The organism is Halalkalibacillus sediminis (genome assembly GCF_002844535.1).
GTDB lineage: Bacteria > Bacillota > Bacilli > Bacillales > Alkalibacillaceae > Halalkalibacillus_A > Halalkalibacillus_A sediminis.
Map to the genome: position 1 here is coordinate 796,950 of NZ_PJNH01000001.1, position 25,997 is coordinate 822,946.

General features: G+C 37.7%; 32 protein-coding genes, 1 tRNA gene and 1 riboswitch. Of the genes, 14 read left to right on the forward strand and 19 right to left on the reverse strand.

Annotated elements, in window-relative coordinates; all coding sequences use genetic code 11:
- Nucleotides 1–66 precede the first annotated feature (66 nt).
- The 10 genes from CEY16_RS04195 to CEY16_RS04240 form a co-directional block, all read right to left on the reverse strand.
- Nucleotides 67–246 carry a hypothetical protein gene (locus CEY16_RS04195; protein ID WP_101330706.1) on the reverse strand — a complete coding sequence of 60 codons (180 nt, stop codon included), beginning with the start codon at nucleotides 244–246 and terminating at the stop codon, nucleotides 67–69.
- A gap of 591 nt (nucleotides 247–837) precedes the next feature.
- Nucleotides 838–2,001: a stage III sporulation protein AE gene (gene spoIIIAE, locus CEY16_RS04200; RefSeq protein ID WP_101330707.1), complete on the reverse strand. Its 1,164-nt coding sequence runs from the start codon at nucleotides 1,999–2,001 to the stop codon at nucleotides 838–840.
- Nucleotides 2,002–2,015: 14 nt separating this feature from the next.
- Nucleotides 2,016–2,405: a stage III sporulation protein AD gene (spoIIIAD, locus tag CEY16_RS04205; RefSeq protein ID WP_101330708.1), complete on the reverse strand. Its 390-nt coding sequence runs from the start codon at nucleotides 2,403–2,405 to the stop codon at nucleotides 2,016–2,018.
- Complete coding sequence (gene spoIIIAC, locus CEY16_RS04210; protein WP_101330709.1) at nucleotides 2,405–2,626, reverse strand: stage III sporulation protein AC; 222 nt, start codon at nucleotides 2,624–2,626, stop codon at nucleotides 2,405–2,407. The genes spoIIIAD and spoIIIAC overlap by 1 nt, the downstream gene beginning before the upstream one ends.
- A 16-nt stretch (nucleotides 2,627–2,642) precedes the next feature.
- Entirely contained in the window at nucleotides 2,643–3,155 is a 513-nt protein-coding gene (spoIIIAB, locus tag CEY16_RS04215; RefSeq protein ID WP_101330710.1) for a stage III sporulation protein SpoIIIAB, read from the reverse strand.
- On the reverse strand, nucleotides 3,091–4,083 hold the full coding sequence (gene spoIIIAA, locus CEY16_RS04220) for a stage III sporulation protein AA (protein ID WP_162297845.1): 993 nt from the start codon (nucleotides 4,081–4,083) through the stop codon (nucleotides 3,091–3,093). The genes spoIIIAB and spoIIIAA overlap by 65 nt, the downstream gene beginning before the upstream one ends.
- A gap of 119 nt (nucleotides 4,084–4,202) precedes the next feature.
- On the reverse strand, nucleotides 4,203–4,760 hold the full coding sequence (efp, locus tag CEY16_RS04225) for an elongation factor P (RefSeq protein WP_101330712.1): 558 nt from the start codon (nucleotides 4,758–4,760) through the stop codon (nucleotides 4,203–4,205).
- A 22-nt stretch (nucleotides 4,761–4,782) separates the two neighbouring features.
- Nucleotides 4,783–5,844, reverse strand: coding sequence for a M24 family metallopeptidase (locus CEY16_RS04230; protein ID WP_101330713.1), 1,062 nt, complete (start codon nucleotides 5,842–5,844; stop codon nucleotides 4,783–4,785).
- Nucleotide 5,845: 1 nt separating this feature from the next.
- Nucleotides 5,846–6,292: a type II 3-dehydroquinate dehydratase gene (aroQ, locus tag CEY16_RS04235; protein ID WP_101330714.1), complete on the reverse strand. Its 447-nt coding sequence runs from the start codon at nucleotides 6,290–6,292 to the stop codon at nucleotides 5,846–5,848.
- Between the two features lie 48 nt (nucleotides 6,293–6,340).
- The gene (locus CEY16_RS04240; protein ID WP_101330715.1) at nucleotides 6,341–6,847 is read right to left on the reverse strand and encodes a YqhR family membrane protein; all 507 of its coding nucleotides are present in this window, start codon (nucleotides 6,845–6,847) and stop codon (nucleotides 6,341–6,343) included.
- Nucleotides 6,848–7,000: 153 nt separating this feature from the next.
- Between CEY16_RS04240 and CEY16_RS04245 the strand changes: the two genes are divergently transcribed.
- On the forward strand, nucleotides 7,001–7,342 hold the full coding sequence (locus CEY16_RS04245; RefSeq protein WP_101330716.1) for an SA1362 family protein: 342 nt from the start codon (nucleotides 7,001–7,003) through the stop codon (nucleotides 7,340–7,342).
- A 30-nt stretch (nucleotides 7,343–7,372) separates the two neighbouring features.
- Here CEY16_RS04245 and CEY16_RS04250 read toward each other — a convergent pair whose 3' ends face one another.
- Both CEY16_RS04250 and CEY16_RS04255 read right to left on the reverse strand, forming a co-directional pair.
- On the reverse strand, nucleotides 7,373–8,263 hold the full coding sequence (locus tag CEY16_RS04250; RefSeq protein WP_101330717.1) for a patatin-like phospholipase family protein: 891 nt from the start codon (nucleotides 8,261–8,263) through the stop codon (nucleotides 7,373–7,375).
- Nucleotides 8,264–8,364: 101 nt separating this feature from the next.
- Complete coding sequence (locus CEY16_RS04255; RefSeq protein ID WP_101331138.1) at nucleotides 8,365–10,902, reverse strand: vitamin B12-dependent ribonucleotide reductase; 2,538 nt, start codon at nucleotides 10,900–10,902, stop codon at nucleotides 8,365–8,367.
- A 326-nt stretch (nucleotides 10,903–11,228) separates the two neighbouring features.
- On the opposite strand from CEY16_RS04255, the gene CEY16_RS04260 reads away from it, so the two are divergent.
- Entirely contained in the window at nucleotides 11,229–11,621 is a 393-nt protein-coding gene (locus CEY16_RS04260; protein WP_101330718.1) for a rhodanese-like domain-containing protein, read from the forward strand.
- Between the two features lie 39 nt (nucleotides 11,622–11,660).
- On the opposite strand, the gene gcvPB is transcribed toward CEY16_RS04260, so the two are convergent.
- The 3 genes from gcvPB to gcvT are packed head-to-tail and all read right to left on the reverse strand — an operon-like array spanning nucleotide 11,661 to nucleotide 15,588.
- The gene (gene gcvPB, locus CEY16_RS04265; RefSeq protein WP_101330719.1) at nucleotides 11,661–13,130 is read right to left on the reverse strand and encodes an aminomethyl-transferring glycine dehydrogenase subunit GcvPB; all 1,470 of its coding nucleotides are present in this window, start codon (nucleotides 13,128–13,130) and stop codon (nucleotides 11,661–11,663) included.
- Complete coding sequence (gcvPA, locus tag CEY16_RS04270; protein WP_101330720.1) at nucleotides 13,123–14,472, reverse strand: aminomethyl-transferring glycine dehydrogenase subunit GcvPA; 1,350 nt, start codon at nucleotides 14,470–14,472, stop codon at nucleotides 13,123–13,125. Before gcvPA ends, gcvPB begins: the two co-directional genes overlap by 8 nt.
- Before the next feature lie 12 nt (nucleotides 14,473–14,484).
- The gene (gene gcvT, locus CEY16_RS04275; RefSeq protein WP_101330721.1) at nucleotides 14,485–15,588 is read right to left on the reverse strand and encodes a glycine cleavage system aminomethyltransferase GcvT; all 1,104 of its coding nucleotides are present in this window, start codon (nucleotides 15,586–15,588) and stop codon (nucleotides 14,485–14,487) included.
- Nucleotides 15,589–15,732: 144 nt separating this feature from the next.
- Nucleotides 15,733–15,825, reverse strand: a riboswitch (glycine riboswitch).
- A gap of 118 nt (nucleotides 15,826–15,943) precedes the next feature.
- Here gcvT and CEY16_RS04280 point away from each other — a divergent pair.
- Nucleotides 15,944–17,563: a DEAD/DEAH box helicase gene (locus CEY16_RS04280; protein ID WP_101330722.1), complete on the forward strand. Its 1,620-nt coding sequence runs from the start codon at nucleotides 15,944–15,946 to the stop codon at nucleotides 17,561–17,563.
- Nucleotides 17,550–18,347 (forward strand): YqhG family protein, encoded by a 798-nt coding sequence (locus CEY16_RS04285; protein ID WP_101330723.1) that lies wholly within the window; start codon nucleotides 17,550–17,552, stop codon nucleotides 18,345–18,347. Before CEY16_RS04280 ends, CEY16_RS04285 begins: the two co-directional genes overlap by 14 nt.
- A 140-nt stretch (nucleotides 18,348–18,487) precedes the next feature.
- Here the strand turns inward: CEY16_RS04285 and CEY16_RS04290 are convergent, their stop codons facing one another.
- Entirely contained in the window at nucleotides 18,488–18,982 is a 495-nt protein-coding gene (locus CEY16_RS04290; protein WP_101330724.1) for a shikimate kinase, read from the reverse strand.
- A 43-nt stretch (nucleotides 18,983–19,025) separates the two neighbouring features.
- Here CEY16_RS04290 and comGA point away from each other — a divergent pair, with 43 nt between their 5' ends.
- The 9 genes from comGA to CEY16_RS04330 all read left to right on the forward strand — a co-directional run bounded on the left by comGA (nucleotide 19,026) and on the right by CEY16_RS04330 (nucleotide 23,334).
- A complete protein-coding gene (gene comGA / locus CEY16_RS04295; RefSeq protein WP_202908596.1) occupies nucleotides 19,026–20,027 on the forward strand; it encodes a competence type IV pilus ATPase ComGA in 1,002 nt (333 codons plus the stop codon).
- Nucleotides 20,002–21,045 (forward strand): type II secretion system F family protein, encoded by a 1,044-nt coding sequence (locus CEY16_RS04300; RefSeq protein ID WP_101330725.1) that lies wholly within the window; start codon nucleotides 20,002–20,004, stop codon nucleotides 21,043–21,045. Before comGA ends, CEY16_RS04300 begins: the two co-directional genes overlap by 26 nt.
- Before the next feature lie 15 nt (nucleotides 21,046–21,060).
- Nucleotides 21,061–21,360, forward strand: coding sequence for a competence type IV pilus major pilin ComGC (gene comGC, locus CEY16_RS04305; RefSeq protein WP_101330726.1), 300 nt, complete (start codon nucleotides 21,061–21,063; stop codon nucleotides 21,358–21,360).
- On the forward strand, nucleotides 21,347–21,793 hold the full coding sequence (gene comGD, locus CEY16_RS04310) for a competence type IV pilus minor pilin ComGD (RefSeq protein WP_101330727.1): 447 nt from the start codon (nucleotides 21,347–21,349) through the stop codon (nucleotides 21,791–21,793). The genes comGC and comGD overlap by 14 nt, the downstream gene beginning before the upstream one ends.
- Complete coding sequence (locus CEY16_RS15140; protein WP_162297846.1) at nucleotides 21,777–22,118, forward strand: hypothetical protein; 342 nt, start codon at nucleotides 21,777–21,779, stop codon at nucleotides 22,116–22,118. Before comGD ends, CEY16_RS15140 begins: the two co-directional genes overlap by 17 nt.
- A complete protein-coding gene (locus CEY16_RS04315; protein WP_162297847.1) occupies nucleotides 22,102–22,548 on the forward strand; it encodes a ComGF family competence protein in 447 nt (148 codons plus the stop codon). Before CEY16_RS15140 ends, CEY16_RS04315 begins: the two co-directional genes overlap by 17 nt.
- 103 nt (nucleotides 22,549–22,651) lie before the next feature.
- A complete protein-coding gene (locus CEY16_RS15020) occupies nucleotides 22,652–22,891 on the forward strand; it encodes a hypothetical protein (protein ID WP_143484587.1) in 240 nt (79 codons plus the stop codon).
- A 35-nt stretch (nucleotides 22,892–22,926) separates the two neighbouring features.
- Nucleotides 22,927–22,998: transfer RNA gene (locus CEY16_RS04325), tRNA-Gln, on the forward strand.
- Between the two features lie 93 nt (nucleotides 22,999–23,091).
- The gene (locus CEY16_RS04330; protein WP_101330730.1) at nucleotides 23,092–23,334 is read left to right on the forward strand and encodes a DUF2626 domain-containing protein; all 243 of its coding nucleotides are present in this window, start codon (nucleotides 23,092–23,094) and stop codon (nucleotides 23,332–23,334) included.
- 61 nt (nucleotides 23,335–23,395) lie between these two features.
- Here CEY16_RS04330 and CEY16_RS04335 read toward each other — a convergent pair whose 3' ends face one another.
- Nucleotides 23,396–24,016 carry an MBL fold metallo-hydrolase gene (locus tag CEY16_RS04335; RefSeq protein ID WP_101330731.1) on the reverse strand — a complete coding sequence of 207 codons (621 nt, stop codon included), beginning with the start codon at nucleotides 24,014–24,016 and terminating at the stop codon, nucleotides 23,396–23,398.
- 159 nt (nucleotides 24,017–24,175) lie between these two features.
- On the opposite strand from CEY16_RS04335, the gene CEY16_RS04340 reads away from it, so the two are divergent.
- Nucleotides 24,176–24,349, forward strand: coding sequence for a DUF2759 domain-containing protein (locus CEY16_RS04340; protein WP_101330732.1), 174 nt, complete (start codon nucleotides 24,176–24,178; stop codon nucleotides 24,347–24,349).
- 38 nt (nucleotides 24,350–24,387) lie between these two features.
- Here CEY16_RS04340 and CEY16_RS04345 read toward each other — a convergent pair whose 3' ends face one another.
- Complete coding sequence (locus CEY16_RS04345; protein WP_101330733.1) at nucleotides 24,388–25,170, reverse strand: ABC transporter permease; 783 nt, start codon at nucleotides 25,168–25,170, stop codon at nucleotides 24,388–24,390.
- A 13-nt stretch (nucleotides 25,171–25,183) separates the two neighbouring features.
- Nucleotides 25,184–25,882, reverse strand: coding sequence for an ABC transporter ATP-binding protein (locus CEY16_RS04350; protein WP_101330734.1), 699 nt, complete (start codon nucleotides 25,880–25,882; stop codon nucleotides 25,184–25,186).
- Nucleotides 25,883–25,997 lie beyond the last annotated feature (115 nt).

The following is a 25,997-nucleotide window of genomic DNA, read 5'->3' on the forward strand; positions in this document are numbered from 1 at the left end:
CTTTGATTTTACATTTATTAGTGCATATTGCAACACCTTTTTATAATTATAAATTTTCTTATTTCTTTATGATACCTCTTTCTTCGGTCTGTTTTCGCCTATGACTAGAACGGTAACAACATTAATTACACGCAACCCTCCATTTATACGTGTAGCTCGGCGAACAATTTGAGAAGACGAAAGATTTAAAGTTTCTACTTCCAATCCTTCAAATTTATCACCTTCTTCTAAAGATTGATAAGTCAAAAGATTCTTCTTGATTACTAAAATGAGCAATTACCGTTTCGTCATTGAACGAATAATGATCAGGGGCGTTAGCAGTTGCTAAAAATGTTACCTTCAGGTCCACCTAAAACAAATGGCTCAGACTCAGTACGTGTCATAGATGCTCCCCCTCATGTGATGAAAGTATTAAAAAATTAATCAATAAGCAGAAAAAGTTAAGAATGAAAAGTCACTATTACAAAGGCTATCATGATCAGGTGTTTGTGTTTGATAGAAAAGATGGATCTCCTTATACTACATCCAACCGTGCAGATCGCCCCAAGCGAATCGAAAAAAAACACCTTAATTACTTAAAAAATAACTCCACACATTTTTAGGCACACCCATATTAGTATGTTAACTGAGTCTGGAGTAGATCTTGCAACCATCATGCAGAGAGTCGGTGATGAATAAACAGGCACCTGAAAATATTAGTCGCGATTATCAACAGAAATTCGAAAAATTAGAGGAAAAACTCGAAAATAAAACTTAATATTATATTTTAATGATATTTTCTCTTTTTAAACACAACAGAAAGATGATCAAGTCTGCTGTATAGGCAATTTTAGGATTTTATCGAATCATTAATGTCATGTTCCCAACTATAATCAACATGACTAATGAAAAGAAGAACATCAAAGATATCGTTAATAGTGCAGTAAGTATATAGAAGATATGTTTCCCCATGATGTCTATAACCTCTACTATTGGGCCGTCAGCTACTGGTTGAAGGATTGCCGCCGTTACTTTAAAAATCAGTCCTAATACAAGCACCTTCAATGCGGGAAATAGCGTAATGATCATCACCATTACAACACCTGCAAGACCGATTGTGTTCTTTAACAAAAGACTTGCTGATAACACCGTATCGGTTGCATCAGTGAACATCTTACCGATCACAGGTATGAAATTACTAGTAACAAACTTTGTAGCTCGTATGGCCACTCCATCTGTCACTGCTGCGTTAACCCCCTGTAAAGACATGACAGAAAGAAATAAAGTTAAAAACGCCCCTAAAATCCCGAAAGCAATATGCTTCATTAACTTGGCAAACTGAGTGACGTTGTAATCCTTATTGATTTCACTAGCGATTGACAGTATTGCTGAAAAGAAAAATAGTGGTAGAACTACTTTTGTAATCAATACTCCACTCATTTGAACAAAGAACAATATTAAGGGGTGAAAAAAAGCCACCGATGCCACATTACCGAATGCAGCCATCATGCTTAACATCAAGGGAAGTAGTGCTAACATGAAGTGACCCATCCCATGAATCGCCTCAGTAGTATAGGTGACTGCTTGATGGAAGCTGGTGATTGCCAAGGTCAGCAGAACCCCGAATATAACGAAATAACTTATTTGGGAGACCGATTGGTTTTCGAATGAATTGACCAGTACTTTCAAAAAAACACTCAACAGAGTTAGGAAAATCAATAAAGCTATTAGTCGTCCATTCTGCATCCACTCGTCAATGAAAAAGCGTGATATACCATCTAACCAGTTCTTTAACGAAAATACTGATCCATCTTTTATTGGATCTAACCAATGCTCATCAGCTGCGAACGGTAGATATTCACGGTAATCACTGAGTTCATGTCGCCATTGATCTTCTATTTCTCCACTGTCCAACCATCTATTTTGTAACTCGTCTGGGATGCTTTCCGAAACAGCAAGTACCGAACTTGGGGAGAAAAAGTAAATGAATAATAAAACAGTAATAGTTAGTTTTTTTTTCATTGAAATCCCCTTCATCAACTCGGTAAAAATTTCATCAGCGTCTCCAATACTGCAATAAATATAGGCAACGCAATCACTAAAATAAATATCTTGCCTGCTAATTCAACTTTCACAGCAATTGCTTGAAGTTGAGCATCCTTCAATAACTGTGAAGTGAATTCGGTCAGGTATGCCACCCCGATTACCTTAAGAATGGTGTCAAGGTGGATCATGGACATATTCATCCTCGTCATCATCTGTTGGAACAAGCCGAATAACTGAGAAATTTCTCTAGCTACCACAAAAAAGATTAAAATCCCTGTAAAAAGAACTAGCATAAATGCTATTGAAGGGCTCTTCTCTCTGACAAGGATGATTAAAATACTGGCAACTATAGCAATCGTTATTACTTGGACAAGATCCATTACATGAAGAGCCCCTTGATCATTTGCAATAAAAATACGGATTTTATTTGTTGGAACAATCTTGATAGATAGTCAATCACAATGATCAATACAATAATAAAACCGACGAGGGTCGCCCAATGGGCTATATCTTCTTTACCCATCTGTTTAAGAATGGTATGGATCATAGCAACTACGATACCTATTCCTGCAATTTGAAATAAAAGATAGACATCATTCATAGGGGTACTCCTCGCTTTAAATAAAAATTAACATCAATAACAGTCCAGAAAGGACTCCTAACGCACGAAACAGTTTAGAGAATCTTTTATCATCTTGATTTGCATCATCTAATTCTCCACTTAAATGGATGTGTGCCAGATGGATTTGTTTTCTTTGGTGCTCCAAGTCGTGCACTCCGAGAGATTGACCCAAATGGAGTAAAACCTCTTTCTCATTGGATTTCATAGAAGTATATTTCCATTTCTCATTCAGCACTCTTTCCCATAAAACTTCCAGGGATTCATGGGACGTTCGCATATGTTCGGATAAGTCATAAAAAATGAAAGCAATCGGGGGACCTAATTGTTTAGATAGCTGGATAAAAACTTGTCTTATCGGTTCTTGTCCGTATACCATTTCGGCTTCCATTATTTGGAGTGCGTGCAGTAGTTCCTTGATTTGTCGTGGTCTTCTCGAATAATTTCTAGCTATATCGATTCCGACCCATGTGCACGTAAACAGGATCAATATCGCTCCGATCCACTTCATTGGCGTTTCTCCTCGTCAAGGTTTTTATCAATCGAAAATGTTTATCATAAATCATCTGAATATCCCCCGAACGTTGACGGGGTATTAAAAGGACATAGGAATCAAACACTTTTTCTTCAAATAAGCTAGAGAGAATGGGTCTATTTTTGACTTCATCAAGTGCTTGTCCATGAACAGTACATACAATTCCGACACCTGCGTGTATTGCTTCTCGTAGACTTTTGACATCTTCTTCGTGTCCAATTTCATCGACTGCTAACAATTCTGGCGACATGGAACGGATCATCATCATCATTCCTTCAGATTTCGGACAGTCGGCCATAACATCAGTTCTTAAACCTACGTCATGTTGAGGTGACCCATCCAGTACTGCGGCGATTTCTGATCGTTCATCTATTAGCCCTACCCTCTGAGCTTCAATGCCGTGCAACCCATTACTTACTGACCGGACAAGATCTCTCAATAGAGTGGTTTTCCCACTTTTAGGAGGTCCAATCAAAAGAGTATTACTGATGCCTTCTTTATACAGGTGAGGTACAAGGTCCTTAGCAGCACCCTCGTAAGCTGTAGCTACCCTTATATTGAATGAAGATATATGTGTAATAGCCTTGACTCGTCCCTTTTCGGTCGACACTTTACCTGCTAAACCAACCCTGTGTCCTCCAGATAACGTAATATATCCATTGCGAAATTCATCTTCTAACCGATAGACAGAGTGCTGACTGATCTGCCCAAGAAACTCTTTTGAATCATTTTCTGTAAAAATAAAATCGTTCATCATTAGGCTTTTATGGCTGAATACAAGTTCTGGACACTTATTCAAACGAAGACGAATTTCCTCTAAACCTCTTAATTGATCACTTCTATATTTTTTAAATGCAGTTTGCAATTTCTTAGGTAGAACACGGAAAATTTCGGGCTTTAACATGGACATCCTCTCCCGTTTATAAACAGTCTATGAGCAGCTCTATTAATATATGAAAAAAGCCCATAAAAAAAGAGGACCCGGTTTCGGATCCTCTTTCAAAGTATTTGATTATTTGTGTTCTAAGCTCTTGATACGTATTTACCATCAGTTGTACTAACAACTAGAACTTCACCTTTATCAATGAAAAAAGGTACTTGTACAATGTGACCAGTTTCAAGGGTCGCGGGTTTTGTTCCGCCGCTTGCTGTATCACCTTTAACGCCTGGTTCAGTTTCGACAACCTCTAATTCCACGTTTTTAGGTAATTCGATTCCTAAAGTATTTCCATCATAAATCAGTACAGTAACTTGCATGTTTTCTCTTAGAAACTTCAAATGATTCTCGATAATCGAACTAGGAATATCCAATTGTTCGAATGTTTCTGTATCCATGAATGCATGATCGTCACCTGAAGCATACATGTATTGCATCGGACGACGTTCCAAATGAGCACGGTTCACTTTTTCACCCGCACGGAATGTCTTTTCTTGGATGCTTCCATTTTCTATATTTCTTAATTTAGAACGAACGAATGCAGCACCTTTACCAGGCTTTACATGTTGGAATTCAACAACCTGCCAAATAGAATTATCTAGTTCTATCGTTAAACCAGTTTTAAAATCGTTTACTGAAATCAAAGTCAGTTCCTCCCTTACCTTTTTATAAAGTAATTAATTCTTTTGTTGAGAAGTTCAACGGCTCATTTCCATCTTCGGTAATTACAGTATCATCTTCAATGCGGCATCCGCCTACATTTGGAACATAAATACCAGGTTCCACCGTAACAACCATCCCTGGTTTTAAAACAGTTTCTGAACGGAATGATAAACCAGGCCCCTCATGAACATCCATTCCTAAGCCGTGTCCAGTTGAATGCCCGAAATACTCTCCATAACCTTTTTCTTTAATATAATCTCTGGTTAAAGCATCCGCTTCTTTACCAGTCATACCAGCTTTGGTACCTTTCATTCCTCTTAACTGTGCCTCTAATACTACATCATAAATTTCTTTTAACTTATCGTCAATTGGCCCGACTGCGACCGTACGTGTAATATCAGAGCAATACCCTTTATATAAAGCCCCGAAGTCCAACGTAACCAGTTCGCCCGATTCAATTACTTTCTCAGATGCAACACCGTGTGGAAGAGCTGATCGGTAACCAGATGCAACAATTATATCAAATGATGAAGATGTAGCTCCTTGTCTTCTCATGAAGAATTCTAGTTCATTGGAAACATCTATTTCTTTAACACCTGGCTTAATGACGGTTTGAATATATTCAAATGCAGCATCTGCGATTTTAGCTGCTTCTTTCATAATGGTTAATTCCTCTTCAGTTTTGACTAATCGCAATTCTTCGACCAGTCCACCAACAGGAATAAACTCCGCATTAATGGCTTGTTTATAGGTTTCGTATGTATTGTAAGTCATATCATTTTTTTCAAAACCTAATTTTTTGATATCCAATTGGTCAATCTGTTCAGAAACTTCATTATGGATTGGCCCTTTGTGTTCAACGATTTCATAACCATGTACCTGTTCTTTTGCTTGAACGGTATAGCGAAAATCTGTAATGAATTTTGCTTTGTCTTGAGTTACTAATACAACACCTGCAGTGCCAGTAAAACCAGTCATATATCTGCGATTTTGGCCACTAGTGATCAGTAGACCATCAAGATCGTTCTTAGTAAGTAACTCTCTTAACTTCGTCAATTTTTCCATGTTAATTCTCCCTCTCTGTCAATTTTTCTAGTAAAGCGAATGCTGCTACTTTGTAACCTTTTATCCCCAATCCACTAATATGTCCAGATGCGACCGGTGATATGAAAGATTGATGTCTGAAGGCTTCCCTTTGATAAATATTCGAAATGTGAACTTCAATAACAGGAATCGAGATTGCTTCAATGGCATCTCGGATCGCTACGCTTGTATGAGAGTATCCCCCTGGATTGAAAATCACACCTTCAAAATGCTTTCGTGCGTCATGTAAAATATCAATCAGTTCACCCTCATGATTTGATTGTCGACATGTTAACTCCCAGCCGTTTTCTCTCAAAAAGTCATAGACTTCATTTTCTACTTCGGTAAGACTGGTACTTCCATAAGTATCCGGGCTTCTTTCTCCCAGTAGATTTAAGTTCGGTCCATTCAGCATTAATAGTTTTTTCATGGACAAGGCCCCTCTTAATTTTTTGTCCCACAATCCTACTTCAGTTTATCATACATCAACCTCATTTTGTGAATGTTTTGATGACTGTACCCTTTCTCCATGTGACTCATAAGTAATGGTGAAACCAATAAACGTTCCGTATAATATAAACTGACAAAAAGTTGTGGCAATGGTATCGGAGTTCATGTTCTGGATCGAGGGTACAGCTGAAAAAAATGGTGGTAGTAGCACAAAAAACAACACCCACAACAATGCACCCATGAAAACTCCCGGGAAGATCCCATGTAAGTTCCTCATCGTAAAGTAATAAATTACAGCTGGTAACAGGCTAATGATCGCAACCACACCCAAACTGACTAACTCTGCTATGAAGTCCTGTGTCCAAGGCTCTGTAAAATATGACCTGACTATAAACGAAGCGTGAGATACTTCAGAAAAGGATAAATAATATCCAAGTGTACTTAAACTGCCAAATAATAATCCAGCAATCACTCCAGCAAATAAACTCTTTTTAAGTATTGACGATTTTTTTTCTTGTCCGTTTTTATTTGACATTAAATCACCTCACCCTTAGATTGGTTCAAGAAGCTAGAAAACATTCGGAAAATATTAGTATTATTTAAAGAGGTTTTTAGGTAAAATGAATATATAAGCACTAATTTTTAGAATAAGGAAAGATTTTTTTCTTTTATTCGAAAGGAGCTAGCCATGCAATCAAACTTAATTAAATGGATCATCTATATTGTTCTTATCCTTGCAACCGTCGGCTTGTTAGGTCAATTAGTTACAGACCCACTAGGATTCATTCAATATATTTTGATGACCATTGGATTCATTGCTCTGATTGGTGGAGCTTTTTATTACTTTTTCATCCACAGAAGACGCCGTGGCAGCTCAGAATTCCGACAAGCTGTAAAACAATCGAAGAAAAAATATGGAACAGTCGATCGAAAGATGAACCATAACTCTCACATTCAAAAACCTGATAAATTAAAAAAGAATAGAAGTAATAGAAATCACTTGAAAGTCATTAAAGGTAATAAAAAATAGGGATCTGTTGAGAAAACAGATCCCTTTTCTTTATCCACTCCACTTTTTAAAAAAAGCATTCGCTTTCAACCTTCCTACTTCTATCAAGTAGGACTTCTCCTCTTTCGATAATTCAAAATTCGTAGCATGTATATCTTTTATCGGTATAAAAATGATGTCCTTCGCATTATCTTTGGATATGTGTCGAGCATCATGTGCCTGTAGCATCGTTAAAAATAAAGCATGTAATAAATCAACCGAATTATTGACTTTCTGCTTCGGAATAGATGAATAGTTCGCATTTAATTTAATTCCGATAGACGGTCTGGCCTTCAGTTCGCTTTTTTGATTGAATACCCAATATGGAAAATTACTTAGTACCCCTCCGTCTACGATTAAACTCTTTTGGTGCTTTGACTTTTGAATTGTGACGGGTTGGAAGAAATAGGGAATACTCGCACTCATTCTAACAGCTTTTGCTATAGAAAAGTCCTTTGGATTGATACCATATACTTTCGATAAGTCATTTGGGAATACAGCCATCCGGCCATTAGTGAGATCGGTCCCGATAATGGTCAGAGCTTTATCTGGCAAATCTCCGAAAGTCCGCAATCCTTTCTTTTGAAGCTTTTCATCTATCCAGTTTTCTAGAGCATCACCTTTATAAAGCCCCATCCGATAATAAAGTAACAGCCATTTCAATAAAGGTACGTTTTTCATCCAGAAAGGTTGGTCTAAAAACTCTTTTAAATCCACATCATCAAGCATATGATATAGTTCTTCGTATTTGTATCCTGCTTTAACTAATGATGCGATTAACGCACCCGCAGAACTTCCAGCAACTCTTGTGAATTCGATGTTCTTCTTCTCGCAAACATCGATCGCACCCAAAAAAGCGAATGCCTTCACACCTCCACCTGAAAAGACTCCATCGACTTCCATCACTCACACCCTTTATTTGCAAGTGACCTATTATATGTTTCTTAAGGATCGATTAGAAGAAAAAAGCTAGTCTACATTTAGTAGACTAGCCTTTCGATTATTTATAATCCGCATTTCAACTGTGCACCACAATTGGTACAGGTATTGCAGCCGCCCACATCCTCGACGTCACCTTGGCGACATACCGGACATGTATCTCCGACTTCAGAACCTACCGTAACATTGGTTTTATCCAATTCGTGGACAGTATCCATCAGTACAACTTTTTTCTCTTCATCTTCAAACAATTCCGTTTGCTCAGAGAAATCATTTTCTTCTGCTTTTAGAGATAGAACCTGAGTATCCCGACTTCCATCCACGTAGACGGTTCCCCCTTTGGCTCCACCGTTGTACAAACGCTCATATACATCTTGTACTTGGTCTACGCGATAGCCCTTAGGTGCATTGACTGTTTTTGAAATGGAACTGTCTACCCATTTCTGAATAACACACTGAGTATCAGCATGAGCTTCTGGTGGTAGGCTCATAGCTGTAACGAACCATTCAGGTAACTCATCATCTGATTGCTCAGGATTTCTGTCGTAATACTCTTGAACAATATCCGCTTTCACTTCGATGAATTTGCCTAATCTTCCGCTTCTATAGTAAGTGAAAGAGAAGTAAGGTTCTAAGCCAGTTGAAACTCCAACCATCGTTCCAGTAGAACCAGTTGGCGCTACCGTCAATAGATGGGAGTTACGAATGCCGTAATCTAACACACCTTGTCGAATATCTTCAGGCATCTTTTGCATATAGCCTGTTTCGATGAAACGTTCACGTAATAGCTTCGTTTCAGCCTCCGTTTCCCCAATCAAGAATGGGAAGCTTCCTTTTTCTTTTGCCAACTCGATTGAAGTTCGGTAAGCCGTGGTCGCAATTGTTTCAAAAATTTGATCGACTAACATATTACCTTCATCTGAACCATATTCAGTTTCGCAATAAATCAATAGGTCATGAAGCCCCATGACTCCTAGCCCTACACGACGTTCACCTAAAGCTTGTTTGCGGTTCTCGTCAAGAAAGTAAGGTGTTGAGTCGATGACGTTGTCTTGTAAACGAACACCAGTTGCTACTGTTTCTTTTAATTGATCGAAATCTGGTCGCTTAGTATCCTTGTTTGCTACGGATGCTAAATTGACAGCAGCCAAATTACAGACAGAATACGGTGCGAGGGGTTGCTCACCACATGGGTTAGTTGCTACTACCTTCTGACCATAAGCTGTCGCGTTGGTTTCTTTATTCGCATTATCGATAAAGAAGATTCCTGGTTCTGCAGAATATGTTGCACAGATATTAATCAGGTTCCACAGCTCTTTTGCTGGAATTGACTGATAAACCTTCACACCATACCCTAGCTTTTCCCACTCGCGAACATCGCCGATTTCGTGCCAATTCTTATTATAAGCTTCCATTTCTTCTTCACTATAGTTTTCTACATCTGGAAAGCGAAGTTCATAATCTTCGTCATTTTCTACAGCTTTCATAAAGTCGTCTGTGATACAGACTGAAATGTTGGCTCCCGTTAAAAATTCTGGGTTATGCACACTGTATGTGCCTTCATCTCTTAGCTTCGTTTCTGCTTCTCGAATATTCTCTTCAGAGAAGCCACCTAAGCCTGGGATGTGTTTGTAATTCACAATTCCTTGATACATCTGCATTTCACTAACTGATAAAGGAGTGAATTTAAGCTTGTCCTTAGCTAGCTGCTGTACTGTTTCGTCTTCAATATTTTCTATTAAGTATCTGAGGATTCTTGGGTTCTGCATCTTCGATATGATGAAATCGATGATGTCAGGATGCCAATCATTCAACATGATCATTTGGGCGCCACGTCTTGAACCGCCCTGCTCTACTAGATGTGTCAACTTAGCGATGTCATCCAACCAACTCACTGATCCTGATGATTTGCCATTGACTCCTCGAGCCAGGGAATTCTTCGGTCGAAGTGTCGAACCATTTGTTCCGACTCCACCTCCGCGTGACATGATCTCCATCACTTGCTTACGGTGATCACTGATTCCTTCCCGAGAATCGTTGATGTAAGGCATGACGTAGCAGTTGAAATACGTAACATCCGTGTTTGCACCTGCTCCGTAAAGTACTCTTCCAGCTGGGATGAAGTTCAAGCTCGATAGTTCATTGTAGAACTTTTCAAACCAGTACTCCCTCTTTTCCGTTGAACGCTCTACTTCTGCTAAACCGCTGGCATTTCTCAAAGCAATTTGTTCGTAAAAGATTTCTAGTGGTTTATCTATTACTGTTAGAGACCTCTCAATTTTTCCGGTCTCTCTTTCTGATTCTTTGTCTAACACATGGATATAATCTTCTTCAACTTGTACAATAGCTTTATGTCTTTCTTTATCAATCGACACTATAAATCCTGTTCCACGAGCGGGAAATTTCGGGTCATCTTTTATCGTTAAGACGACGAAATCTCCTTCTTTCAATGTCCTCTTTTCAGTGTCTTTGAATGAGTATCGATCTAACATAACTAATCGAGAAACTCCCTTATGAGTTACCTGCATATCACTTGTTACAGGATGGACATAAGGAAACTCTTCTATATCTTGATTCAGACGATCGATATCAACATTCGTCATTCGGTTTTCAACTTTTTGCAAACTCTTCACTTCCTTTCACCAAGTTTCTCGACATGCTTTTCATTGGTGTGTTGTTTGTTGTCTATAACATTACCAAATACATTTTTAAAAATCAATAGATTTATACAATATATAGTGCTTGATTTTTAAGACGAATACTATATATAGTTTTAAAGGCATACATCCGATTGTTTGTCAAGATGAAAATAGTGTCGAATTTACTCTAAGAATTGGATGAAAAATCAAATTCCACAAAAAATCCTTTGAAAGTTTGTCTAAAGATTTTTATAATGAAAGGTGGTAGATATAGAAGAGAGGGGATTCGTATGGATATTTTATTCATCGTATTAATAGCTGTTGCAGCTCTTATTTTATTCGGGGCTTTCAGATACGTACGAACGCAACGCTATTTAAAAACACTGACAGAGGATCAATGGATTGAAGGTTATCGCAAAGCACAATTGATAGATGTAAGAGAACCGAATGAATATGAAAGAGGTCATATTCTTGGTGCACGTAATATTCCATTATCACAAATGAAGCAACGTCTAGTAGAAATCAGAAAAGATAAGCCGGTATATTTATATTGTCAAAGTGGTACAAGATCTGTACGGGCTGCAAATATGCTGCGCAAAAAAGGTTACGAGGATCTCAACCATCTTAAAGGTGGGTTCCGTAAGTGGAATGGTAAAATCAAAGTGAAGAAAAAAGGTTATTAAATGAAAAAAGGATGGCGAATTTCTTCGCCATCCTTTTTATTATGATTCGTCTTTCATATATCTTAGAACTGGTTTTCTTGCTGCCTGAGTCTCATCTAAACGACTTAACACTGTAGTATGTGGGGCTTCTTGTACGATCTCAGGATCTTCTTTTGCCTCGTTAGAAATCTGAATCATCGCATCGATAAACTCATCGAGCGTTTCTTTAGATTCTGTTTCAGTTGGTTCAACCATCAAAGCCTCTTCCACATTAAGTGGGAAGTAGATTGTTGGTGGGTGATAGCCAAAGTCTAATAGACGCTTGGCAATATCAAGAGTTCGAACACCTAGTTTCTTTTGGTTTTTCCCTGATAACACAAATTCGTGTTTACAATGCTGTTTGAATGGGAGTTCGTACTCTTCTTCTAAACGACGCATCATATAGTTAGCATTCAACACTGCATTTTCACTAACTTGCTTCAATCCATCAGGACCCATTGAGCGGATATACGTATAAGCTCTTACATTGATTCCGAAGTTACCATAGTAAGGCTTCACGCGACCAATCGAGTCTGGGCGATTGTAATCGAATGTAAATGCATCATCTTTTTTCGTTAAAATAGGTTTTGGTAAGAACTTAGATAATTCTTTCGTCACTCCGACAGGTCCGGAACCAGGTCCGCCACCACCGTGTGGTCCTGTGAATGTTTTATGCAAGTTCAAGTGAACTACATCAAATCCCATGTCTCCTGGGCGAGCATAGCCCATAATAGCGTTCAAGTTAGCGCCATCATAGTATAAACGGCCACCAGCTTCGTGGATAATTTCAGCCATTTCAAGAATATGTTCTTCAAATAGACCTAATGTATTTGGGTTCGTCAGCATTAAAGCTGCAGTATCGTCTCCTACAACACGTTTCAAGTCTTCAAGGTCAACTAAGCCTTGGTCATTCGATTTAACAGTTACTGCCTCGAATCCTGCAACAGTTGCAGAAGCAGGGTTAGTTCCGTGAGCAGAGTCAGGTACGATTACTTTTGTACGGTTATAATCTCCGTTTGATTCGTGGAAAGCTCGGATCATCATCAGTCCAGTCCACTCGCCATGCGCACCAGCAGCGGGTTGTAATGTGACCTCATGCATTCCCGTAATTTCAGAAAGTGACGTCTGGAGATTATACAACATTTCCATTGCACCTTGGACTGTTTTTTCCTCCTGATAAGGATGGATATGACTGAACCCTGGGTAACGAGCCACGTCTTCATTAATTTTTGGATTGTATTTCATCGTACATGAACCGAGAGGATAGAATCCTGAATCCACCCCGTGATTTCTTGTAGATAAAGCAGTGTAATGACGCATAATCTGTAATTCACTTACTTCTGGAAGATCCGGGTTTTCTTGACGGATATAGTCGTTCCCGAATTCCTCATCCAAATCCACATCTGGAACATCTAAATCGGGTAAGCTGTACCCTTTACGGCCTTCCTTGCTTAATTCAAATATGACTGGAAAATCGTTTTGATTAGCCATGGATATCACCCAATTCTTTAACAAATTGATCGATCTCTTCTTTGGTGCGAATCTCAGTAACAGCTACTAACATGTGATTCTCATATGAGCTATCAGCTTTTCCTAGATCGTAACCGCCAATAATTCCTCGCTGTTCTAACTTGTCGTTTACTTCAGTAATAGATTTGTTCAACTTCACAACAAACTCATTGAAAAATGGTCCTTTAAAGCTGATTTCAAAGCCAGCAGCTTCTAATTGTTTCTTAGCATAGCGAGCTTTCTTCATATTCAACACGGCCATTTCCTTTATCCCTTGTTTACCTAGAGCACTCATAGCAACAGAAGATGCTAATGCATTCAATGCTTGGTTGGAACAAATATTAGATGTCGCTTTATCTCTACGGATATGTTGTTCTCGGGCTTGAAGAGTTAACACGAACCCTCTTCTTCCCTCTTCGTCTACTGTTTGTCCTACTAGGCGCCCAGGTACCTTACGCATCAATTTCTTCGTCGTCGCAAAATAACCGCAATGTGGGCCGCCGAATTGTGCAGGGATTCCGAACACTTGATTGTCACCTACCACAATATCTACGTTGAATTCACCTGGAGGTGTCAAATAGCCTAAAGAAAGTGGGTTACTAGAAACTAAGAACATCGTCTTTTTCTGATTTTCTAATAACTGCTCTACCTCTTTCAAAGGTTCAACCTGTCCAAAGAAGTTCGGATATTGAAGAACGACACTAGCTGTATCATCATCCAATTCATTTTCTAATTGTTTCAGGTCAGTCATTCCATCTTCTACATCAATTTCGACTACCTCTAATCCAGGTCCTTTAGCATACGTGTGAATAACAGCTAATGATTCTGGATGGATCGCTTTTGAAACCAGTACTTTTTTCTTGCGAGTTTGACCTGCACTTAAGTTGACTGCTTCAGCCAAAGCTGTTCCACCGTCATACATGGAAGAATTGGCAACTTCCATACCCGTCAATTCACAAATCATTGTTTGGAATTCGAAAATAGCTTGTAATTCCCCTTGGGAGATCTCTGGTTGATACGGAGTATAAGCTGTATAAAATTCTGATCTTGAGATTACATGATCAACGATTGATGGTGCATAATGATCGTAAACACCAGCACCCAAGAATGAAGTATGTGATTGAAAATGAGCATTTTTGTTTGCTAAGCCACTCAATTCTTGTTTTAGTGCATACTCATCTTTCGCGGGAGCAATGTTGATTTCATCTCTGAAACGTACTTTTTCAGGTATATCCTTGAATAATTCTTCCGTAGAATCTACTCCAACAGTTTTTAGCATAGATTCCTTATCTTCTTTAGTCATAGGAATATAACGATGTTGCATGCTTCTCACCCCTTACTTTCTTTTATAAAATGGAGTCGGAACAACTTTCGCATCCAACGTCCGTTTTCTTACTTGGATTTCTAATTCTTCCCCTTCGCTCGTCAAATCAGAGCGAACTAATGCAAGACCGACATTTTTTCCGAGTGTCGGAGATTGTGTACCAGAAGTAACAAATCCAACAACTTCGCCATCTTTCAATACGTCATAACCATGGCGTGGAATTCCTTTATCGATCATTTCGATGCCGACTAGCTTTCTAGTAGGTCCATCCTCTTTTTGTTGTTTAAGTACTTCTTTACCGTTAAAATCAGCCTCTTTCTTAACTTTGACAGCAAAGTTAAGACCCGCTTCGACAGGAGTTATATCTTTTGATAACTCTTGGCCATATAAAGCTAAATTAGCTTCAAATCTTAAAGTATCACGGGCTCCGAGTCCGATCGGCTCTATGCCTTCTTCTTTTCCAGCTTCCAGGATCTCTTCCCATAAAGCTGCTCCTTCAGAGGCATCTATATAAATCTCAAAGCCATCTTCACCTGTATACCCGGTTCTAGAAACAATTGCTCCGTGTTGGTGATTATGGAACTTCACTTCATCTTTAAAACGGAAAAATTTGATTTCCGACAAGTCATCTTTAGTTAACTTTTGTAAAATAGACTCTGCTTTGGGACCTTGGATAGCTAATTGTACATAACGATCAGAGACATTCTCCACGGATACATCATTGCCAGCATATGACTTTAGCCACTCAAAGTCTTTTTCTGTATTTGCAGCATTAACTACTAATAAAAAAGTTTCCTCTTCTAACTTATAAACTAGTAAATCATCCACAGTACCGCCATCTTCATAACACATGATCGTATACTGGGCTTGGCCTACCTTCACTTTAGATAGATCATTGGTAAGCATTTTCTGTAAAAAATCTTCACTGCCTGAACCTTTGACCAATACTTCGCCCATATGGGATACATCAAAAAGACCAGCACGTTCACGGGTGGCAAAGTGTTCGTTTTTTATACCAGAAAACTGTACAGGCATTTCCCAGCCACCAAAATCAACCGTTTTTGCCCCGCTTTTTTCGTAAACTGGGTACAATGGTGTTCGTTTCAATTCACTCATTCTCATCCCTCCAATTTATTTACTGCATAAAAAAAGAGAATACCAATTTCATTGGAATTCTCTGTCCTGTCACCTGAAAGTTTCGCAATCATTGATTGCTTGCATCGTTGGTGGTTCATGCATGATGAACACTCTCCAGAGCTGCGTCATACAAAGGTCTTTTTGCCTGAGAGATTCATACTTAAGTACTTGCTCCGTCGGCGCTGTGATCACCACAGTCTCTCCCCTTGTAGTCATTCGCTTATGATATTCATTTTTATGTACATACTAATACTATATGTTAAATCACATTATAGCATATGTTCATTTGATGTGTAAGCGTCATCATACTGTTATTTTATAAGGGGCTAAACGAATGAAAACGCTGATTATCAAAAATGAAATCGAGCAGTTCTCACAACAACATAATACTTATCAAACATGTGAATGGAAATTATTCCAGCAGGCTTACCAAATAGCTCAGCTAAAATCGAGTAGAAAGAATCAATTAATAAGTCTCAACTTCTTACCTGATTTGAATTTAATGAGCCACCAGTTGGAAGCTGTAAATAAGGTTATCTTCGAGATGCATGGTCGAGCGATTCTTGCTGATGAAGTAGGTCTTGGTAAGACTGTAGAAGCAGGGGTAATCACTAAAGAGTTGATGATTAAAGGACTGGTTAAAAAAGTCCTTATTCTTGTACCATCCTCTCTTATTAATCAATGGGTTGAAGAGTTGAACCGAATGTTTTTTATTCCAGCCGCTTCTAAACATCGCTCTTATAATTGGGCTGACTATGACGTAGTTGTGTCTTCCATTGATTTAGCTAAAAAAGAACCTCACTCTAAAGATATTTTAGAGCAACAATATGACTTATTGATTGTAGATGAAGCTCACAGATTAAAGAATCCGAAAACCAAAAATTATCAGTTTGTAAAATCGATTCAATCAACCTATTGTCTATTGCTTACGGCTACTCCGATTCAGAATAAGATCGAAGAAGTTTATTATTTGATGTCCATCGTTCGCCCAGGATTATTAGGAAACAAAACTCGGTTCAAGGAACTAGTTAGAAAAAGTAATAAAGAAGACAGAAATCAATCGATACAAACACTGATACAACAGTCGATGATTCGCAACCGAAGAGAAGAAACAGAGCATCCTTGGACGGATCGTCATGTACAAACAATCTCAATAGACTTTACTCCTGAGGAAATATCATTCTATGAAAGGTTGACTTCATTCTCTCAAGAACATGCCCTCACCAACCTGACTTTGCAAAGAGAGTTTTGTTCTAGTAGAGAAGCCTGTTTCCAATCGATCAGGAAGCAACCTTTGACAAAAGAAACAATTCTACAATGGGTAGAACTTTTAGAACAACTACCGCATCACAGCAAGGCACTCAGAACCATTCAACTCATCAAAGAAATCGGAGAAAAGTGTATTATTTTCACAGAGTATAAGTCGACACAAATATATTTGCAATGGTTATTCAAACAATATGATATAGCTGCTGTTACTTATAACGGAGATTTTAAGAAGAGTAAAAAACAGTGGATGTTGAGATTATTTGAAAATCAAGCGGATGTATTGATTGCAACAGATGCAGGCGCAGAAGGATTGAACCTACAATTTTGTAACCATATGATTCATTATGATTTGCCATGGAATCCTATGAAGTTAGAACAAAGAATAGGCAGAATCCACAGGTATGGTCAACAAAATGATGTTCATATCTATTACATTGTTCTGAATCAAACAACCGATCAAAGGATCATGAATTTACTATATAAGAAACTTGATGTCTTTCGAGATGTTATCGGTGAAATAGACCAGATATTGACGGAGTTGAATATAGAAAGTTTAGAAAAAGAATTAGGAGAAATTATAAGTGAAGCTAGTTCCGAAAAGGAAAGTGAAATAAAGATTGATAACATGATCGAAGTGATCACAAGTAACGCGGATAAAAGGAGTAATTATCATGAATCAAGCTGAAATTCATCCCTTTCTGCTCGATTTCTTTAGAGAGCGTGGCGGGAAGATTGTTCACGAAGAAAACGGTTTGTTTAAAGTACAATTGACCGAAGCCTTGGATGAAGAGCTAATGAATCGGCCATTTTACTGGCAATACATTAAGAAATTAGGCTTCAAAGGTGAACCAATGAGTGTTACATTCATCACTGATGACACTAAAAGAAACCAGACTGGGGAGTGGGTACATTTCGGCTCACGACGACTTGAACAATTCTTCCAGATCATTCAACGGGATGGGATGTATACAGAGCTATACGAACAACACACTCCTGGCCAACAACAATCAGCAATGTACCCCTGGTTTGTATGCAATGTCAACGTCCATTTCAACGGTTACTATACAAGTGATGAAATCGTTAGCGTCGGAGTTTTACTGACTAATGGTACGATGAGATTCGGCATGATGGAAGAATTAGAATCCTTATCATTGAGTTCACAAATTCCTGATTACTGCTACAAGATACCAAGCATTATCCCACCTAAAAAAGCTGCTGAACACTTGATGAACGAACTCGAATCGAGGGTGATTGAAAAATCGAAGTCCTTTGCTGAACAATCCTCTCATTTATATGAGAGTGAATTAGATTTGATCCGTGATCTAGGCCAAGATTTGAAAGATGAAGAAATCAAAAGTATGAAACAACAAATTTTCGATCGCCTATACCCTAAAGTGAATTTCAAGGTCATCAACGGAGGTTTATTTTATTTGACAGCCGCTACTTGTTCGCGCCTTACTTCCTATTAATCAAAAATATTTTGAGAGCCATATCCCTTTATTAATAGTCGTTTTTTTGCAAGGAATCCATTTTGGGTTCCTTTATTTTTATTTCAGGCTGAATTGACCTTTGCTAGTGGAGTTGACACCTTTTAAGCAACATTATATAACTATAAATACAGCTTACTAATTTCTTCAACCAATTCATTGACCTCCAAATGATCAACCGAAATCCGATGGTCTGCAACAGCTTCATAAAGTTTGCGTCGTTTGTTGAATAATTCGATTCTAGCTTCTCTTTTCACTTTCCACAACGGCCGTTCTTCATCATCACTAATTCTCTTCTCTACAACTTCAAGAGATGCATCAAGCCAAAAATTATGAAAAAAATTCTTTAAATACTCCCTTGACCTCTCATTCGTCACTATTCCTCCACCAGTCGAAATAATCAAATCCTTATCCATTTGATCCTCAAGTATAGAAGACTCTACTTTTCTGAAATAAGCTTCGCCTGAGTCAGCAAAGATTTCAGGAATGCTTCTTCCTTCATACTTTACGATCTCTTGATCTGTATCAATTAGTGGTTTTCCAAGTTTTTGAGACAATGCTTTTCCTACAGTCGTCTTCCCAACTCCCATAAAACCAATAAGTGTAAGTGGCTTCAAAAATATCCCCCCATATACTTCAAATCACAAGGAGTGATTCGATGTGAACAAACCAGATTCATTATCTGAAAAAATTATGAATGATGCATTGTCAGAAGGGGCAAGCGATATCCACTTCTCCCCTGGAGAAAAAACAGTGACCATTTATTTCCGTATCAACGGTTACCGATGGTATTATGACAAAATATTGATTCAAGCATATCAATTACTTCTGAGCTATTACAAATTTTCCACTGGCATGGATATCGCGGAGAAGCGTATTCCTCAAAATGGGACTTTGCTATTCAATCATTCAAAAGGTATGTATGATTTACGTTTATCTACACTACCACTAAAGGAAAATGAAAGCCTTGCCATTCGAATTCTATCAAAACAAGATTTCCCAGATCTAGATGAGTTATTCGTCTTCCCAAAACAAGCAAAAGAATTAATCACCTGGATGGAAAATAAAGCAGGAATTATATTACTGACCGGACCGACTGGTAGTGGTAAATCCACCACAATGTATACCTTATTACGAGCATCCACTCAGAAACATGGGTACCAAGCGATTACTTTAGAGGACCCAGTGGAACAAACAATCGATAATCTATTACAAGTACAGGTGAACGAAAAAGCAGGATTCAACTATGATATCGGTTTGAAAGCAGCTTTAAGACACGACCCAGATATTATCATGGTTGGAGAAATCAGAGATCAATCAACGGCCAAATTTGCTTTTAGAGCCGCTTTAACAGGACATTTGGTCATCAGTACAATTCATGCAAAAAACGCCGTCGGAACAATAGCACGATTAACAGAAATGGGCTTAAGTAAAATAGACCTTCAACAATCAATCATAGGGATTGCCTCACAGGAATTGATAGAATGTGAAAGGTTTTCTAATGGGAAGTCAATCATGAAAAGAGCTGCAATAGCTGAGATGCTCCATGAGCATCAATTAGAAGCTGCTATTGGCGGCACACCATCACATAACATACCTGGTTTTGAATCATTTTCAGATTTAAGGAGAAAAGCTTATGCGCTCGGTTATTCTACTCCTTAGAGAAAAACGCCCACTAAAACTTCAACTGCAAGTCCAATTTCTGGATCGCTTAAGTAAATTATTAATTAAGAATTACTCTATTAAACATGCTTTAGAATTCATGGTTTACGACCCGCAACTTGGTCGGATTGCTGAACAATTCATTGTTCGTTTAAGGTCAGGCGAATCATTGGATTCCTGCTTCAAAGAATCGAAATTTCAACCAAGTGTCGTCACCTTTTTGTACTTCTCAAAAGAATCAGGAAAACTCCCAGATCATATCACCAATTGTACTCGAATTCTGAATATGAGAATGCACTTTCAGAAAAAATTAAAAGAAATTCTCACGTATCCCTTATTTCTATTGGGGATGAGCTTAATAATTTTCTTCGCCATAAGCACAAACTTACTTCCCCTCTATTCAAGTGCCTTCAATAGCTTTAATGACAAAAATTCCTTCTCTTTTTTTCAGCAACTAGTCCAAACCGTAAATTTCATATTGGTGTATGGAACTATATTGAGCTTATTAATTATTAGTATAGCAATCATCATCTTTTATAAATCTCACTTAGAAAGAAAGATGATCATCCTTAACCAAATTCCGATAGCTAGAAAATTCGCAAGCTTATTTTTCAGTTCTCAATTGGCTTATCATCTATCAAGTCTTTTGCAGAGCGGATTGACGATAAAGGAAAGTCTTCAGATTATGTCTAACCAAAATGAGAGCTCTTTGATGAGGTTATATGCAAATGAAGCATGGGATCATCTTTCGCAAGGAACAAGTCTCTACCATTCGTTTAAGGATTTGTTGTTAATAGAACCTGATATGAAACATCTGATCCTCCGGAGTGAGGCTCAAGGGACTCTTAACGAAGATCTGAATACTTATTCTGTCCTAATTCTTGATGCAATTGAAGACCGAATCAGGCGTTTAATCGTCATGGTTCAACCTATACTGTATTCCGTTTTAGGAATTTTCATCATCTTTATCTATGTACTTACGCTTTATCCAATGTTTCAAATGATGAATAAACTATAATTTCGAGGTGATTACATGAATAACGAAAAAGGATTTACTTTAATTGAAATGCTGATCGTGCTCTTTATTATCTCTGTACTTCTTCTGCTAACTATACCGAATGTCGTAAAGCATAATACTTTTGTTGATGATAAGGGGTGTGAAGCTTATATTGATCTAGTTCAATCTCAAGTTCAGATGTATAAATTAGAAACCAATGCTTATCCTATTGACCTCGCCACACTAGAAACGGAAGGTTATATTCAATCAACCGCATGCCCTGATAGTCGTGAACTTACTATCGATGGAGAAGGGATCGTAGATGTATCCCCTTAACAAAAATAGAGGTTTCACTTTGATCGAAACGTTGATCGTATTAAGTATCCTTTTTCTAATCTCATCACTCATTTATTTCCCTTATCAGCTAAACCAAAAAGATAAAACAATCGAGTCTTTCCTCAATCAATTTGAAAAAGATATTTATATGATGCAACAATTCTCGACCTTGCACCAAAAGCGATTGTTACTCTATATAGAACCCTCGAACTCCCGTTATTTCATTGTAGATAATCCTTTATCCCAACCAGTTGTCGATCGATCCTATGATTCTGCTATAACAATAGAATTAAATCGATTCAGCAACCCTTTTCGGTTCAGTGTGAATGGTTCGCCAATGGGCCCAGGTACTTTCAACATTCATCACCAAAGTTCCAGTTACAAAATAACATTTCCTTTTGGGAGAGGTAGATATTATGTTTCCGAAATCTGAGGGTGGTTTCATATTAATGGATATCCTCTTAACTATTTCAGTAATGATTTTGATGACTGTAATCATTTTTCCGAGCATGAAATATATTATGAACTACTCCAATGACTTATCTCTATACAGAGAAGCAAAAACAATCCTAGATATTGAACTAACTCAATATGCAAGTAAACCAATACTTGAAGATGAAGAGTATTCAATTGATGGAATTTCAACCACATTTACTTTCAATATATTGTTGGAGAATAATAAACACCTCGCCTGTATTGAATGGTATGAACATAATATTAAGAAAGAAAGATGGTGCAAGTATGCGCCGAATAATTGATAGTGAATCAGGAATTACACTAATCTCGCTTTTGCTTGCACTATCTGTATTAATCATGATCTTTCCCCTCTTAAATCAGATGTTATCATCCATTGAAAAACTGAATACTTCTGCATCGATTGATACATTAGCAATTGAACAGTTTTATTATTTTCTCGAGAACGAATTGAATCATTCCGAAAAAATCACGTTAGCAACTGAGAAGATTACATTTCATCGGAAAGATGGGAGTATCGTTACTTATTCTAAATACGAAGACAAGTTAAGGCGTCAATCCAATGATCTAGGTCATGAACTTCTAATCTTTAATGTTCTATCAATGAAGACTTTTCAGTTAAATGATCATGCCTTTCAATTGACCCTTCAATTTAGGGACGGAGAATTTCATGAAAAATACCTACTTTTCCCCTATCTTATCGAGAGTCTCTAGCGAAAAAGGTCTGATTTTTCCTTATGTACTCATTATATTATTATTTATAAGTACAATTCTTCTATCAGTGGTACAGCACCAAGTATATGAAGAAGAAAGGTTTTTGGATATTAATGCACAAGATTCCATTCAGAATTTAATTCAGATCAGTTTATATGAATTTGAACTTGAACTAAACACAATGAATTTGAATTACGAAAAACAATTTAAATCTTATGAATATGCTAATGGAAATGTCACTATTGGGTTCTATCTTTTGGATGATGAGTTGTTGAAATTAGAATTGAATGTAGAGACACTGGATGAAATTATTTATCGTTTTTCTACTGAAATGATTGTATAAAAGCAGAGTGGTTGTCTATAATAAATAAAGTAACTTGGGCCATAGCCAAGCGGTAAGGCAACGGTTTTTGGTACCGTCATGCGTTGGTTCGAATCCAGCTGGCCCAGTTTTCATTGCGGTTCATAAAATGTTCATTTACAAGACCGACTACATCGTATATAATTATCTCTGACAAGTTCCTGTGTGAAGGAGGAAATGATATGGCTCGTATGTTTCGTGTAATGTCCTTTTGGACAGCAATTTTCACAGCTATGTTTTATGCTGGCGGAATGATGCCCATGGCTATGTTATTCTTAGCTCAAACGGTTTTCTTCTTGGGAATTGGATACTTGAACCTATCTGAACGTCTTTATATGTATGTATTTGGTGCTTATTTAACCTTATTCATGATTGGGTTTACGTATTATACAACATTCCTATTAGAACCATCATTTGCCCATTAAAGAGTAATAAAGAGGACTCAACATTCGTTGAGTCCTCTTTTATTTCTTTTATAGCTATAACCTACAAAAAAGGATTGTTGCTTCTTTCTTTTTCAACTGTCGTTGAAGGTCCATGACCAGGATAGATTAGTGTTTCTGAAGGCAGGATCATAATCTTTTCGGTGATGCTTTCGATTAACTGATCATGGTTTCCGAATGGTAGGTCGGTGCGTCCAATTCCCATTTGGAATACAGTATCACCAGCTATCAGCACCCCTTCATCTTCAAACCAGAACGAAATACTTCCTGGCGAATGACCAGGTGTTAATAGAACCTTGAACTTAAACTGATCTAATTCAGTTACTCCTTCCGTTAAGAATTCGTCAGCTTGTTCCTCGGCAGAAATTCGTCCAATTTGAAACAATTCCGAGCCATTCAAAGCTGGGTCAGTCAGCCAATCCTTTTCATTTTCATGCATATATACCGGGATTTTAAAATGGTTTCTTAAAGGCTCGACTGCTCCTATATGATCGAAGTGCGCATGAGTTAGCAAAATCGCGTCTGGTTCTAACTTTTTCTCTTCCAAATAAGTAATTAGTTGATCTTCATCCCCACCTGGATCAATTATTAACACTTTTTCGTGTTGTTCCACGAGGTAGCAATTTGTTCCTAACAATCCTAAAGATAATGAATGTATTTTCATGACTATCTCCTTTTACTTTTTGTATTTTTTATGAAATCCCTCGACATTACACACTTTTTTTTATAAAATAAGAAGGAATCAGATTTCGGAATAATATTAGTCTTTTATGGCGACCGTAACAAATGATTACGTTGTTATTCAAGAGGAGGTACGTGAACCGTGGTATTAGGGATTATATTATTATTTGTCGCAATTCTAAGTGTGTTCGCTGTGTTTAGAGAAATGAAACATCGAAATATTTTCGCTATCCTTTTCAGCGGTGCTTCAGCACTCGTTTTCGGTTGGTTCTCTGTGATGACGATATTGAATGCACTATTCCCAGACACATTCTAATAGTGATGAAAAAGTTTTAAAAAGGCTAACTTGTTAAGTTAGCCTTTTTTATTTAGTTCATCGAGGTCAACCAATTGCATCTGATCATTATAAAAGAATCGGTACATAATAAGTGATACGATAATTGCACTGACTGAAACAGAAGAAAAAATGCTTATGGAAATGACTAACTGATATTTTATTGCCACAATTGGCTCGATTCCACCCAGAATCAATCCAGTCATCATACCTGGTAACTGTACAAGACCAATCGTTTTCAGTTGATCAATATTCGGGATAAGAGCTGCATTCAAAGTCTTCTTGACGGTTAGATGAGAAGCCTGTCTTGGAGTTGCCCCAAGCGACAACGCGGCTAACAATTGTCCACGATTTGTTTCAAATTCAGACTTCATACGCTCCAGTGATAGACCCATCGCTACCATACTATTCCCTATTACCATCCCGCTCATAGGAATTACTTCTTCAGGAACGAACGACACCATGTCAAAGACTAGCCACAGAGAAAGAACTGCCAACTCAATGACAATCAGACCAACCAAGATGGTAGGAAAAACATAAGGAAGTGCTTTTCCTTTTTTCCTTGCGTGAAAGGTGGCAACTGTGATCATTACAGTCAACATGATCGGGATACCGATATGAGGTGGTAAATTGAATAGGTATGTTAATAGTAAACCAATTAAAAAGAGCTGCACTGTCCCTCTTATTGATGACCATAAAATATCCTTCTTCAATCCAAGTTGATAGAAATAAGCGATACTAAATGGAATCATGACGAATACTATTAAGACTAGTAGTGAAAAATTAGATACATCTCGTTCCATTGTGACCTCCTATTTATTCATGATTAAGAAAACGTATAAGTTCCTTCGATTGTGGCTGTTCAATCATGTCAGGCAGGTGACCATACTCCTTGATTTCACCACCCTCAAGAAAGATCCCTTTGTTTCCTAAACGTTTCGCTTGATTAAGGTTGTGTGTAACCATCACCATCGTTAAGTCTTGAGTCTTTAATAAATTCATTAAGTCCTCTTCAATCATCTCTATGTTTTTATCATCTAGTGCGCTGGTAGGCTCGTCCAAAAGCAAAACTTCAGGTTGATTGGCTAAAGTTCTTGCCAACGATACTCTTTGTTGTTGGCCACCTGAAAGTTCATCGACAGGCCTTTCTAAAAACTCTCCTGATAAGTTCACATGCTTTAGTACTTCAATTGCTTTGTCTTCATTCCATTCTTCAAATAAAGAAGGTCCGAACTTTAAATTATCTTTCACCGTTTCAGGAAATAAATGTGGCTGTTGCATGACAAGACCGATAATCTTTCTTAGTTCAGGAATAGGAAAGCTTTGTATCGCTTTTCCATTATATAATATCTCCCCATCTTCCGGATCTTCTAATCGATTAAACAGGTGTAATAGAGTAGATTTTCCAGAACCTGAAGGCCCGAATATTATGAGTCGATCACCTTTTTCAATGCTCAGATCAATAAAATTCAATACCCTTTTCTGTACACTTTTTAGTTGGAAAATCGTTCCCATGGAATCAACCTCTATATCTTTTATTGTGGTAATATTGTTCCTTCTATTATAGTTTACTGAAAATCAAAAGCCCACTCATTAACTCCAGAGTGGACTTTCCATGTAAAACAAGATG